Annotated in this window: 14 protein-coding genes; 1 reads left to right on the forward strand and 13 read right to left on the reverse strand. The window is 54.4% G+C overall.

Features of this window, described 5'->3' with window-relative positions; translation table 11 throughout:
• Positions 1 to 2: 2 nt before the first annotated feature.
• The 12 genes from holB to yceD form a co-directional block, all read right to left on the reverse strand.
• Positions 3 to 1,007 carry a DNA polymerase III subunit delta' gene (gene holB, locus M2422_RS06005; RefSeq protein ID WP_064672283.1) on the reverse strand — a complete coding sequence of 335 codons (1,005 nt, stop codon included), beginning with the start codon at positions 1,005 to 1,007 and terminating at the stop codon, positions 3 to 5.
• Positions 1,004 to 1,645, reverse strand: a complete 642-nt coding sequence (gene tmk / locus M2422_RS06010; protein ID WP_064672282.1) for a dTMP kinase — start codon at positions 1,643 to 1,645, stop codon at positions 1,004 to 1,006. Before tmk ends, holB begins: the two co-directional genes overlap by 4 nt.
• Positions 1,635 to 2,657: a cell division protein YceG gene (yceG, locus tag M2422_RS06015; protein WP_064672281.1), complete on the reverse strand. Its 1,023-nt coding sequence runs from the start codon at positions 2,655 to 2,657 to the stop codon at positions 1,635 to 1,637. Before yceG ends, tmk begins: the two co-directional genes overlap by 11 nt.
• A gap of 2 nt (positions 2,658 to 2,659) precedes the next feature.
• On the reverse strand, positions 2,660 to 3,469 hold the full coding sequence (gene pabC / locus M2422_RS06020) for an aminodeoxychorismate lyase (protein WP_064672280.1): 810 nt from the start codon (positions 3,467 to 3,469) through the stop codon (positions 2,660 to 2,662).
• 120 nt (positions 3,470 to 3,589) lie between these two features.
• Positions 3,590 to 4,831 carry a beta-ketoacyl-ACP synthase II gene (gene fabF / locus M2422_RS06025; protein WP_024909028.1) on the reverse strand — a complete coding sequence of 414 codons (1,242 nt, stop codon included), beginning with the start codon at positions 4,829 to 4,831 and terminating at the stop codon, positions 3,590 to 3,592.
• Between the two features lie 91 nt (positions 4,832 to 4,922).
• Entirely contained in the window at positions 4,923 to 5,159 is a 237-nt protein-coding gene (gene acpP, locus M2422_RS06030; RefSeq protein WP_003857954.1) for an acyl carrier protein, read from the reverse strand.
• A 277-nt stretch (positions 5,160 to 5,436) separates the two neighbouring features.
• Complete coding sequence (fabG, locus tag M2422_RS06035; RefSeq protein WP_008500795.1) at positions 5,437 to 6,171, reverse strand: 3-oxoacyl-ACP reductase FabG; 735 nt, start codon at positions 6,169 to 6,171, stop codon at positions 5,437 to 5,439.
• A gap of 12 nt (positions 6,172 to 6,183) precedes the next feature.
• A complete protein-coding gene (gene fabD, locus M2422_RS06040; protein ID WP_033145214.1) occupies positions 6,184 to 7,113 on the reverse strand; it encodes an ACP S-malonyltransferase in 930 nt (309 codons plus the stop codon).
• A gap of 15 nt (positions 7,114 to 7,128) precedes the next feature.
• Positions 7,129 to 8,082: a beta-ketoacyl-ACP synthase III gene (locus tag M2422_RS06045; RefSeq protein ID WP_023311150.1), complete on the reverse strand. Its 954-nt coding sequence runs from the start codon at positions 8,080 to 8,082 to the stop codon at positions 7,129 to 7,131.
• A gap of 6 nt (positions 8,083 to 8,088) precedes the next feature.
• Positions 8,089 to 9,123, reverse strand: a complete 1,035-nt coding sequence (gene plsX / locus M2422_RS06050) for a phosphate acyltransferase PlsX (protein ID WP_059290957.1) — start codon at positions 9,121 to 9,123, stop codon at positions 8,089 to 8,091.
• An 80-nt stretch (positions 9,124 to 9,203) separates the two neighbouring features.
• The gene (gene rpmF, locus M2422_RS06055; protein WP_003857964.1) at positions 9,204 to 9,377 is read right to left on the reverse strand and encodes a 50S ribosomal protein L32; all 174 of its coding nucleotides are present in this window, start codon (positions 9,375 to 9,377) and stop codon (positions 9,204 to 9,206) included.
• A 16-nt stretch (positions 9,378 to 9,393) separates the two neighbouring features.
• On the reverse strand, positions 9,394 to 9,915 hold the full coding sequence (yceD, locus tag M2422_RS06060; RefSeq protein ID WP_014883375.1) for a 23S rRNA accumulation protein YceD: 522 nt from the start codon (positions 9,913 to 9,915) through the stop codon (positions 9,394 to 9,396).
• 140 nt (positions 9,916 to 10,055) lie between these two features.
• On the opposite strand from yceD, the gene M2422_RS06065 reads away from it, so the two are divergent.
• Complete coding sequence (locus M2422_RS06065; RefSeq protein ID WP_064672279.1) at positions 10,056 to 10,640, forward strand: nucleoside triphosphate pyrophosphatase; 585 nt, start codon at positions 10,056 to 10,058, stop codon at positions 10,638 to 10,640.
• Positions 10,641 to 10,694: 54 nt separating this feature from the next.
• On the opposite strand, the gene rluC is transcribed toward M2422_RS06065, so the two are convergent.
• Positions 10,695 to 11,642, reverse strand: coding sequence for a 23S rRNA pseudouridine(955/2504/2580) synthase RluC (gene rluC, locus M2422_RS06070; RefSeq protein ID WP_021240761.1), 948 nt, complete (start codon positions 11,640 to 11,642; stop codon positions 10,695 to 10,697).
• Positions 11,643 to 12,026 lie beyond the last annotated feature (384 nt).

Raw genomic sequence — 12,026 nt, forward strand, 5'->3', positions numbered from 1 at the left:
TCTCAGAGATGGGAAACTGGCGGTGTGACGCCGGGTTGCAGGTAATGTTCGATACGCAGTAACTGGTCGGTCAGTAAAAGCTCGCGATTAAGACCCGTCACGGTTAAAAGCTGTTCACGGCTCTGGCAAATTTCATGGAGCATCGCGTGAAGAACCGTCCCTGAGAGCCGGTTCGCCAGCGTATTCACCAGTGGCCACGCATCCGTGTTAGTCAGCAGCGTTGCCCCTTGCTGGATTTTGAGCGCATCCAGCAGCAAGGAGGCCAGCCAGTGCAGACGCTCAACGGCCCGATCGCTGTTAAGCGCAGGCAGTAAACTTAGCCAGTCGTGACTGTTCAGCGACGCATCCACGGCCCGGCAGAGCGTTTCTCGCTCTGACCAGACGTCAGGCTGCAGTAGTGCCAGCGCCGCCGCGGGCGCGCCGCTGCTCAGGCGCAAGGCGGACAGCGCGCTTTCAGGTGACGTTGTCACCTCTCGTTCAAGCCAGCTCAGCGCCCACGATTCCTGAGGTACTGCAAGGTGATGAAGACGACAACGGCTGCGCAACGTCGCCAGTAATCGTCCCGGGTCACGACATGAGAGGAAAAACCACGTTTTAACCGGCGGCTCTTCCAGGGTTTTAAGCAGGGCGTTAGCCGCCGCCTCGGTAAGCAGCGTGGCGTCTTTAAGCCAGACCACTTTAGCGCCGCCCAGTCGCGCGTGTTCATACAATTTTTCACTGACTTCACGCACGGCATCAATACCGAGCGCGCTTTTGCCCTTCTCAGGCTCAAGGGTGTAGTAGTCAGGATGCGTCCCCGCCTGCATCAGCTGGCAGCCACGGCATTTACCACAGCTCTTGTGCCCTTCCGGCTGCTGACACATCAGAAAACGGGTGATGGCATAAATCAACGCATCATCACCCATCCCTGGCAATGCCTGAATCAGTAACGCATGATGCCCCCGACCCGCCTGATAGCTGCCGATCAGCTGTTCAAAGTGTGGGCGCAACCATGGATACCATTTCATGCCTGCTGCTCCTGCACCCAGTGCGTAATGGTGTGCTGAATGTCACGCGTAACGTCGTCAAGGGACTGCGTCGCATCGATGGTACAAATTGAGCTGTCCTGTGCGGCCAGCTCAAGATAGCGCGCACGAGTGCGGTTAAAGAAATCAAACGACTCTTGTTCAATGCGGTCCAGCTCGCCGCGCGCGCGGGCACGTTTGAGACCCACTTCCGGGGTCACATCCAGATAGAGCGTCAGGTCGGGGCGAAAATCACCCAGTACGGCATTACGCAGCGTGGCAAGCATTGTCTGGTCGATGCCGCGTCCTCCGCCCTGATACGCCTGAGTCGACAGATCGTGACGGTCGCCGATCACCCACTTGCCCTCGGCCAGCGCGGGTTTGATCACCGTCTCAACCAGCTGAACGCGCGCCGCGTAGAACATCAGCACTTCGGCTTTGTCAGTGATAACTTCGTCGCCGACGGATTTGATATCCAGTACCAGGCTGCGCAGCTTTTCAGCCAGCTGCGTGCCGCCCGGCTCGCGGGTAAATACCATGTCCGCCACGCCAAGCGCTTTGAGCGTATCCACTACCACGTTGCGGGCAGTGGTTTTACCCGCCCCTTCGAGTCCCTCAATGACAATGTATTTACTGCGCATTTTTTTCCTTAAGTGCCTTCAGATAGTCCTGAACAGAGCGATTATGGCTGGCAAGGTTGGTGTTAAAGGTATGTCCCCCTTTTCCATCTGCCACAAAATAGAGATACGGTGTTTTAGCCGGATGCGCGGCGGCTTTAAGCGACGCCTCGCTCGGCGTGGCAATCGGGCCCGGCGGTAAACCGCTAATCACGTAGGTATTATACGCCGTTGGCGTCTCCAGATCTTTTCTTGAGATCTTGCCCGTGTAGCTCTCGCCCATGCCGTAGATTACGGTAGGGTCGGTTTGCAGACGCATGCCGATGCGCAGACGGTTGATAAATACTGACGCTACCCGATCGCGCTCAGCAGCGACGGCCGTCTCTTTCTCGATGATCGAGGCCATGGTGACGAACTGGTTCGGATCGCTGTAAGGCAATCCTTCCATCCGCCCTTCCCAGGCGGCATCTACGGCGGCAACCATTTTTTTGTGCGCCCGCTTCAGGATAGCCACATCGGTCGTGCCTGCCGTGTACATCCAGGTGTCTGGCCAGAACCAGCCTTCCACCCATTCCGGATGTTCAAGCTTCAGCGCTTCTGCCACCGTCTGATAGCTATCGTCTTTTAACGTATGTTTGATATACGGCGCGTCACGCAGCTGTTTGAGGTAATCGCTCAGGCGCATCCCTTCCACAAACCGCAGGGGGAACTGGGCTTCTTTACCGCTTTCCAGCAGCTGCAGCATCTCTCTGACGGTCATTCCCGGCGTAAAGCGATAGGTACCGGCTTTGAAATGTGACAGCTCAGGTTCCACGCGCAATAGCCACTGGAATACGCGTGGACGATTGATAATCTTGTCGCCATAGAGCTGTTCCCCAAGCGCCTGACGGCCGGTTCCCGCTTTCAGGGTAAAGATCGTTTCCTCTTTAACCAGGATCTTGCTGTTCGCCAGCTGGCGAACTTTCCATACGCCTGCTCCGCCGGCGACGCCCAGCGCAACGATGAGGATAAGGACAACGCGCAACATTTTTTTCATGACTATCTGGTTTGCTCACATATCGGGGCTAAAAACTGAAACAGCTCGCGTGAAGACCAGCGTTGTTGGCCATACGCACGGACGGGTACAACAGGCATCAGCGCATTGCAGATGATGACTTCATCGGCGTTCTGTAGCGCTGCTTCTCCTGCGCTAACTTCGACAACGCGAAAGCCAGAGCGTGCCAGCTGTTGCAGACAAAACTGACGCATTAACCCATTTACGCCAGCGTGTTCCAGCGACGGAGTGAACACCTCTTCCCCCTGCCGCCAGAGTAAATTAGCCGCACAGCATTCCGTAATGAACCCTTCGCTGTCAAGAACCAGCGCCTCATCGGCGTCCGTCTGTTCAAGATGAGTACGAATGAGCACCTGCTCTAGGCGATTGAGATGCTTAAGCCCGGCCAGCATCGGGTTTCGTCCCAGTCGTACTGGGCTCAGCGTCAGCGTGATGCCGTCTTCTCGCCAGCGAGTGTAATGCGCGGGATAAGCAGAAACGGAGAGAATACGCGTAGGGTTGATACACGATGCGGCGCTGTAACCCCGGCCACCACTGCCGCGGCTGATGATGACTTTGAGTACGCCGCTGTCCTTTCCGGTTGCCAGCTGGCACATTTCCTGTCGCAACGTGTCCCAGTGCGTAAAGGGGATCATGAGCTTTTCACAGCCATGCTGCAGGCGTCGAATGTGCGCCTCCAGCAGGCAGACATCGCCGTCCAGAATGCGCGCCGTCGTAAAGCAACCATCACCGAACTGTATCGCCCTGTCGTTGGCAGGCAGCGTGTCCTGCTCAAGGCCATTGATTAAAAACATGGTGGCTCCTTATGCGTGGGCATTTAGTCTGGCAGGATGTCATGCAGCCGACAAGAAGATTAGGCTTAATAAAAAAGGCCCGGCAAGCGGACCTTTTTAAAAGCTATAGGGACGTCAGGATCAGATCTTTTTGAAGATCAGAGAACCGTTGGTGCCGCCGAAGCCGAAGGAGTTACACAGGGTGTACTCCATACCGCTAACCTGACGCGCTTCGTGAGGAACGAAGTCCAGATCGCAACCTTCATCCGGGTTATCCAGGTTGATGGTTGGCGGAACAGCCTGATCGCGCAGCGCAAGGATGGAGTAGATTGACTCTACTGCACCCGCCGCACCCAACAGGTGACCAGTCATGGACTTGGTGGAGCTCACCATTACGCGGCTGGCAGATTCGCCGAAGATAGACTTAACCGCCTGAGCTTCAGCTTTATCGCCTGCAGGTGTAGAAGTACCGTGCGCGTTCACGTAGCCAATTTGTGCTGGGGTAATACCCGCATCACGAATCGCGTTTTCCATCGCCAGCGCAGCACCCGCGCCGTTCTCAGGAGGAGACGTCATGTGGTAAGCATCGCTGCTCATGCCGAAACCAACGATTTCAGCATAAATTTTCGCGCCGCGTTTTTTCGCGTGTTCGTACTCTTCCAGTACGATCATGCCCGCCCCGTCGCCCAGCACGAAGCCGTCACGGTCTTTATCCCACGGACGGCTCGCCGCCTGCGGGTTATCATTGCGGGTAGACAGCGCACGCGCCGCACCAAAACCGCCGACACCCAGTGGGGTACTGGCTTTTTCAGCACCGCCCGCAACCATAGCATCTGCATCGCCGTACGCAATAATGCGCGCGGCCTGGCCGATGTTATGTACACCAGACGTACAGGCAGTCGCGATAGAAATGCTTGGCCCACGCAGGCCGAACATGATGGTCAGGTGACCCGCCACCATGTTAACAATCGTGGACGGAACGAAGAACGGGCTGATCTTACGCGGGCCGCCATTCATCAGAGATGTATGGTTTTCCTCGATCAGGCCAAGACCGCCAATCCCGGAGCCGATAGCGGCGCCAATACGGGTTGCGTTCTCTTCCGTAATCACAAGGCCAGAATCCTGCATGGCCTGAACGCCAGCGACAATTCCATATTGAATGAAGGCATCCATCTTGCGCTGTTCTTTGCGCGAGATGATCTCTTCACAGTTAAAATCCTTTACTAAGCCAGCAAATTTCGTTGCATAGGCGCTAGTATCGAAATGGTCGATTAGGCTGATGCCGCTCTGACCGGCAAGGAGAGCTTTCCAGGTGGACTCTACGGTATTGCCGACAGGAGACAACATGCCAAGTCCGGTCACAACTACACGACGCTTAGACACGTTTGTCCTCCAGGGAGGGATAAAAAAAGAGATTCGTGGGACTAAAAAAGATAAAACTCAGGCGGTCGAATGACCGCCTGGAGATGTTCACTTACGCCTGGTGACCGTTGATGTAATCAATGGCAGCCTGAACGGTGGTGATCTTCTCAGCTTCTTCGTCCGGAATCTCAGTATCAAACTCTTCTTCCAGAGCCATTACCAGCTCAACGGTGTCAAGAGAATCTGCGCCCAGGTCTTCAACGAAGGAAGCGGAGTTCACAACTTCTTCCTGCTTAACGCCCAGCTGTTCGCCGATAATTTTCTTAACGCGTTCTTCGATAGTGCTCATACTCTTAAATTTCCTATCAAAACTCGCTTTCGCGATGGTTTTCGTAGTGTATAAAATGTTGAAAAATTTGCAACTAAATCCCGGCAGTTCGTACCACGATTTTACGTTATTTTGAGGCCATTTGCCCTAATAACGCAAATATTTTTCTACACGTCATCATCCAGGCTGTCCCTGCGTTGGCTGCGCCCTCTAATCCCGGTCACATAGTAATCTATGCTCCCAGGCTTCTCGGTCTTGCCGCCTTGATCCAACCAGAATGATTTAGTGTATCTCGTGGTTAAACCATATACATCCCGCCGTTGACGTGGAGGGTCTCACCAGTGATGTAACCCGCTTCGTCAGAGGCTAAAAATGCAACCGCACTGGCGATTTCTTTAGGGTCGCCAAGACGACCCGCCGGAACTGCCGCCAGCGTACCCGCACGCTGCTCATCAGTCAGCGCACGCGTCATGTCCGTTTCAATAAAGCCCGGAGCAACAACGTTTACAGTAATACCGCGGGACGCGACTTCACGCGCCAGCGACTTACTGAAACCAATCAGACCTGCTTTCGCCGCAGCGTAGTTAGCCTGACCAGCATTTCCCATGGTACCAACCACAGAACCGACAGTGATAATACGTCCATGACGCTTTTTCATCATAGCGCGCATTACCGCTTTTGACAGACGGAATACAGATGACAGGTTGGTTTCGATGATATCGTTCCACTCGTCGTCTTTCATTCGCATTAACAGGTTATCGCGAGTGATCCCAGCATTGTTTACCAGAATATCCACTTCACCAAACTCTGCGCGAATATTTTCCAGAACAGATTCGATAGATGCAGGTTCGGTCACATTCAGTACCAGACCTTTACCATTCGCACCCAGATACTCGCTGATGGCCTGAGCGCCATTCTCGCTGGTTGCTGTACCAATCACCTTCGCGCCGCGCGCAACCAGTGTTTCAGCAATTGCACGCCCGATACCGCGGCTTGCGCCAGTGACCAGGGCGATTTTTCCTTCAAAACTCATGGTATTCCTCTTTTATTGCGAGAGTGCCGCTGACATCGCTTCCGGTTCGTTAATTGCCGAGGCTGTCAGGGTGTCAACAATACGTTTTGTCAGACCGGTGAGGACTTTACCTGGGCCGACTTCATACAGGTGCTCAACGCCCTGAGCGGCCATAAACTCAACGGTTTTAGTCCACTGTACCGGGCTGTAGAGCTGGCGAACCAGCGCGTCACGGATCGCTTCCGGCGTGGTTTCGCATTTCACATCGACGTTGTTCACAACGGAAATCGTCGGTGCGTTAAACGTAATTTTTTCCAGCTCAACCGCCAGTTTTTCGGCAGCAGGCTTCATCAGCGCACAGTGAGACGGCACGCTGACCGGCAGCGGCAGCGCACGCTTAGCACCCGCTGCTTTACAGGCCGCACCCGCACGTTCAACCGCTTCTTTATGACCGGCAATAACCACCTGGCCCGGCGAGTTGAAGTTTACCGGAGAGACAACCTGGCCTTCAGCAGATTCTTCACACGCTTTTGCAATTGCAGCATCATCCAGACCGATGATGGCAGACATGCCGCCCGTGCCTTCCGGCACCGCTTCCTGCATGAATTTACCGCGCAGTTCAACCAGACGTACCGCGTCAGCAAACGCGATCACGCCGGCACACACCAGCGCAGAGTATTCACCCAGGCTGTGACCCGCGAGCAGCGCTGGCGCTTTACCGCCCTGCTGCTGCCAGACACGCCACAGCGCAACGGACGCGGTCAGCAGCGCTGGCTGGGTCTGCCAGGTTTTGTTCAGTTCTTCGGCCGGACCCTGCTGGGTCAGCGCCCATAAATCATAACCCAGTGCATCAGAAGCTTCACGGAAAGTCTCTTCAATTACCGGATAGCGTGCTGCCATTTCAGACAACATCCCAACGGTTTGAGAGCCCTGTCCCGGGAACACAAAAGCAAATTGCGTCATTTTTTATTCCTTATACTAGAAACGAACCAGCGCGGAACCCCAGGTGAACCCGCCACCGAAGGCTTCAAGCAAGACCAGCTGGCCCCGTTTGATTCGTCCATCGCGTACCGCTTCATCAAATGCGCACGGTACCGACGCCGCAGAGGTGTTGCCGTGACGATCCAGCGTCACTACAACGTTATCCATCGACATGCCCAGCTTTTTCGCGGTCGCGCTGATGATACGCAGGTTCGCCTGATGCGGCACCAGCCAGTCGAGCGCGGTACGCTCAAGGTTATTCGCTTCCAGCGTTTCATCAACGATGTGTGCAAGCTCGGTTACCGCCACCTTGAACACCTCGTTCCCTGCCATAGTCAGGTAAATCGAGTTGTCCGGATTAACGCGATCGGCGTTAGGCAGGGTCAACAGCTCGCCATAGCTGCCATCAGCATGCAGATGCGTAGAGATGATACCTGGCTCTTCGGACTGCCCCAGCAGCACTGCACCCGCACCATCACCAAAAATAATGATCGTTCCACGATCGGTTGGATCGCAGGTACGCGCCAGCACGTCAGCACCGATCACCAGCGCGTATTTAACGGCACCGGATTTCACGTACTGATCGGCAACGCTCAGCGCATAGGTGAAGCCTGCGCACGCGGCAGCGACGTCAAACGCCGGACAGCCTTTAATGCCGAGCATGTTCTGCACCTGGCATGCCGCGCTTGGGAAAGCATGCGTGGCAGACGTCGTGGCGACCACGATCAAACCAATCTGTTCTTTATCAATGCCCGCCATTTCGATAGCACGCTGTGCGGCTTCGTAACCCATGGTCGACACGGTTTCGTCTGGCGCGGCAATACGACGTTCACGGATACCTGTGCGCGTGACAATCCACTCGTCAGACGTATCTACCATTTTTTCCAGATCGGCGTTGGTACGCACTTGTTTTGGCAGGTAGCTGCCGGTACCTAAAATCTTCGTATACATGTACGCTCAGTCACTTTTAGCTAATACAGATTCCAGGCGAGCGGCAATCCGCTGAGGGACTTGTCGCTGCACCGCCTGCACTGCCTGTTCAATCGCGACAGCAAATGCTCGCTGATTGGCGGCGCCATGACTCTTAATCACGATGCCGCGCAATCCTAACAGACAGGCGCCATTATACTGGTCGGGGTTGAGGTGACTGAATCGCCGCGTCAGGCTCTTTTGTAACCAACGCTTCAATAAAATCAGCCACCAGGCGCTTTTTTTGCCTTCTCCCTGAGATTTCAGCAGAGAAAGAAACATGCGTACGACCCCTTCCATGGTCTTCAACGTGACGTTTCCGGTGAAGCCATCGCACACCAGAACATCCGTTTTACCCGTCAACAACTCATTGGCTTCGAGATAACCAATATAGTTGATGGAGGGAACCTGTTTGAGCAATTCAGCCGCTTCGCGAATGCTGTCCAGGCCTTTGGTCTCTTCTTCACCAATGTTCAGTAACGCAACACGGGGAGTGTTGATCCCGACGACTTCTTCTGCCAGCACCGATCCCATCACGGCAAACTGAGCCAGCATAGTACTATCACAGTCGACGTTAGCGCCCAAATCGAGCACCACCGTCTTGCCCTTCTGCTGATGCGGTAACACCGTTACCAGCGCCGGACGCTCAATACCTTCAATAGGTTTGAGCAGTAATTTCGACAGCCCCATCAGCGCGCCGGTATTCCCCGCGCTGACGCAAGCCTGAGCTCGCCCTTCTTTCACCAGCTCCAGCGCTATCCGCATAGAGCTGCCACGACTATTGCGAATCGCCTGCGAGGGTCGGGCATCACTGGCAATAACTGACTGCGCAGGAATAATCTGCAGACGCGAACGTTGTTCAAAGTCAGCTTTTGCGAGTAATGGCGTGATTGTGTCGGGATTGCCGACTAAAAGAAGTGTGAGTTGCGAATTAGAATTCAGTGCCTGCAATGCTGCAGGCACTGTCACGGAAGGGCCAAAATCTCCCCCCATGACATCTAACGCCAGGGTTAGACGTGTCAAGGTATCGTCGCAGCCTGGTTCGGTAAATTCCCCGTTTGCACGGGGAAATCCTCACTAAGCCTAATCACGCTTGCGCGTGATTACTTAGTGATAACCTTGCGGCCGCGGTAGAAACCGTCAGCGGTGATGTGGTGACGCAGGTGTTTCTCACCAGAAGTCTTGTCTACAGACAGGCTGGTAACTGCAGTCAGCGCGTCATGGGAACGACGCATGCCACGTTTGGAACGGGTTGGTTTATTCTGTTGTACGGCCATGGACCTTACTCCTCAATTACTTACGCTTTAAGCTGGCTAATACGGCAAATGGGTTTGGTTTTTGCGCTTCATCAGGCAGTTCCCCAAAGACCATGTCCGCCTCGGACACTTCACAGTGTTCAGAATCATGCACCGGAACCACTGGCAAGGTGAGGATGATTTCATCTTCAACCAGAGCCAGAAGATCGATTTCACCGAATTCGTTAACCTCAATCGGCTCATACGCTTCCGGGAGTGCTTCAGCCTGTTCGTCAGAACGAACAGGACTGAAACAATACGTTGTGTGAACATGCTGCACAAACGGTTTCCCGCAACGCTGACATTCGAGCGTTACCGTCACCTTTGCATCACCGGTTAAAACGGCGAGACGCTGGTTGTCGATAGCGAACGACATGGAGCATTCTACATCACTGTCCACACTGACTACGGATTCGGCAATACGCTCAGCCTGATCGGAAGTATAGATACCTTCGTAATCGAGGCGTTTTTGAGCCGTACGAACCGGATCAAGAGTCAGGGGTAATTTTACCTTTTGCATAGGGCGCGCATATTAACTTTGTAACGTCATAGAGTCAAAGAAAAAGGCAACCAGAGCTGCCTTTTGCCAATTATTCGCACACATTGCGGCCTGTAGTTTAAAATGGCTGGCATCGATACGCTATATCTGGTGATAAAAATATGCCAAATCTCGTCCTTGCTTCCACTTCTCCCTACCGCCGAACGCTGCTGGAAAAGCTCGGGATCCCGTTTGAATGCGCCGCGCCAGAGGTTGATGAGACGCCACTGCCGGGCGAGTCACCGCGTCATCTGGTGATGCGTCTTGCTAAGGAGAAAGCGCAGTCGCTGGCCGCACGTTACCCCGCACATTTGATTATAGGATCCGACCAGGTTTGCGTGCTGGACGGCGAAATCACCGGCAAGCCCCATACGGAAGAGAACGCCTGCCAGCAGCTCCTGCGTGCGCGAGGCACGATCGTGACCTTTTATACCGGCCTGGCGCTCTATAACTCCGCCACCGGTCATCTGCAAACGGAGTGCGAGCCGTTCGACGTACACTTCCGCCATCTCAGCGAGCAGGAGATCGTGGATTATGTGCGCCGGGAACGACCGCTGAACTGTGCGGGGAGTTTTAAAAGTGAAGGATTGGGGATTGCGCTGTTCGACAAGCTGGACGGACGCGATCCCAACACGCTGGTGGGGTTACCGCTGATTGCCTTGTGTCAGATGTTACGGCGAGAAGAGAGTAATCCGCTTACCCTGTGACTGGAACGTTGCGGCCTGATGCCCTCACCCACAGGGAGAGGGCGGAACGCAAACTCAGCCGCGCAGAACCTTAAGACAGCGTTTCAACTGCTCATCCAGCGGCGCTTCAATACGGATGACTTCCCCCGTATTAGGATGGGTAAACTTCAGCGCTGCCGCATGCAGGAACAGACGCGACAGCCCCGTCCCCGCCAGCTGCTTATCAAACTCGCGGTCGCCATAGCGGTCATCAAAGGCAATTGGATGCCCTGCGAACTGCGTATGCACGCGGATCTGGTGGGTACGGCCGGTCACCGGACTGCAGCGCACCAGCGTGGCAAACTCATAGCGCTCTTCAACTTTAAAGCGAGTTTCAGACGGTTTCCCTTCCTGGCTTACGCGGACAATACGTTCGCCACTTTGCAGAATGTTCTTCAGCAGCGGCGCCTGCACCACTTTTACATGGGACTGCCACTGACCGCGCACCAGCGCCAGGTAGTCTTTCTGCATCCCTTTCTCACGCAGCTGTTCATGCAGAGAACGCAGCGCAGAACGCTTTTTCGCCACCAGCAGTACGCCAGAGGTGTCACGGTCAAGACGGTGCACCAGTTCAAGGAAACGCGCTTCCGGGCGCAGGGCACGCAGCCCTTCAATCACGCCGAAGCTCAGACCGCTACCGCCATGGACAGCCGTTCCTGACGGTTTATTGAGCACCAGAATATGGTCATCTTCGTAAAGGATCACATCGCTCAGGGCCGCCACTTTCTGTAGCTTCGGTGAAACGGTCTCTTCTTCACGTTCCGCAACGCGCACCGGTGGAATACGCACTTCATCGCCCGCCTCGAGTTTGTACTCGGGCTTCACGCGTTTTTTGTTCACCCGCACCTCGCCCTTACGCAGGATGCGGTAAATCATGCTCTTTGGCACACCTTTCAACTGGGTGCGCAAAAAGTTATCGATACGTTGCCCCGCTTCATCTTCGGCGATGGCAACCATTTTTACGGCTGGAGTCTCTGTTTTCATGGTTGGCGATTCTAAATATCGTCAGCCATTAGCGCCACTCATTTTTCTATGCTTATATTTACTTTTATCCGGCCAGCTCCCCGTTTCGCGCAACCGATTTGGTGGTTATTAAACCAATCGCCATTCTGAAGTGAAGAAACTGTGAGTAACCGGGTGATAATTGGTAAAAGTCATCTTGCTATAACCCGGCGAGCAGTGGAATAATGAGGCTGTTTTCCGTGTTAAATCCTGGTTAAGTAAGGATGTTGACGGAATGACCAATTTTGTCTGACCGATCATCCACGCAGCAATGGCGTAAGACGTATTGATCTTTCAGGCAGTTAGCGGGCTGCGGGTTGCAGTACTTCCCGGTATAAGGATTGTTCTCTGGAGAGTTCTACCCAG

This window comes from Enterobacter sp. SLBN-59, from assembly GCF_024807915.1.
GTDB classification, from domain to species: domain Bacteria; phylum Pseudomonadota; class Gammaproteobacteria; order Enterobacterales; family Enterobacteriaceae; genus Enterobacter; species Enterobacter asburiae_B.

Coding starts and splice junctions, on each gene's coding strand:
- holB (WP_064672283.1), bottom strand. CDS start 1,007: ATGAAATGGTATCCATGGTTGCGCCCACACTTTGAACAGCTGATCGGC.
- tmk (WP_064672282.1), bottom strand. CDS start 1,645: ATGCGCAGTAAATACATTGTCATTGAGGGACTCGAAGGGGCGGGTAAA.
- yceG (WP_064672281.1), bottom strand. CDS start 2,657: ATGAAAAAAATGTTGCGCGTTGTCCTTATCCTCATCGTTGCGCTGGGC.
- pabC (WP_064672280.1), bottom strand. CDS start 3,469: ATGTTTTTAATCAATGGCCTTGAGCAGGACACGCTGCCTGCCAACGAC.
- acpP (WP_003857954.1), bottom strand. CDS start 5,159: ATGAGCACTATCGAAGAACGCGTTAAGAAAATTATCGGCGAACAGCTG.
- fabG (WP_008500795.1), bottom strand. CDS start 6,171: ATGAGTTTTGAAGGAAAAATCGCCCTGGTCACTGGCGCAAGCCGCGGT.
- fabD (WP_033145214.1), bottom strand. CDS start 7,113: ATGACGCAATTTGCTTTTGTGTTCCCGGGACAGGGCTCTCAAACCGTT.
- M2422_RS06045 (WP_023311150.1), bottom strand. CDS start 8,082: ATGTATACGAAGATTTTAGGTACCGGCAGCTACCTGCCAAAACAAGTG.
- rpmF (WP_003857964.1), bottom strand. CDS start 9,377: ATGGCCGTACAACAGAATAAACCAACCCGTTCCAAACGTGGCATGCGT.
- yceD (WP_014883375.1), bottom strand. CDS start 9,915: ATGCAAAAGGTAAAATTACCCCTGACTCTTGATCCGGTTCGTACGGCT.
- M2422_RS06065 (WP_064672279.1), top strand. CDS start 10,056: ATGCCAAATCTCGTCCTTGCTTCCACTTCTCCCTACCGCCGAACGCTG.
- rluC (WP_021240761.1), bottom strand. CDS start 11,642: ATGAAAACAGAGACTCCAGCCGTAAAAATGGTTGCCATCGCCGAAGAT.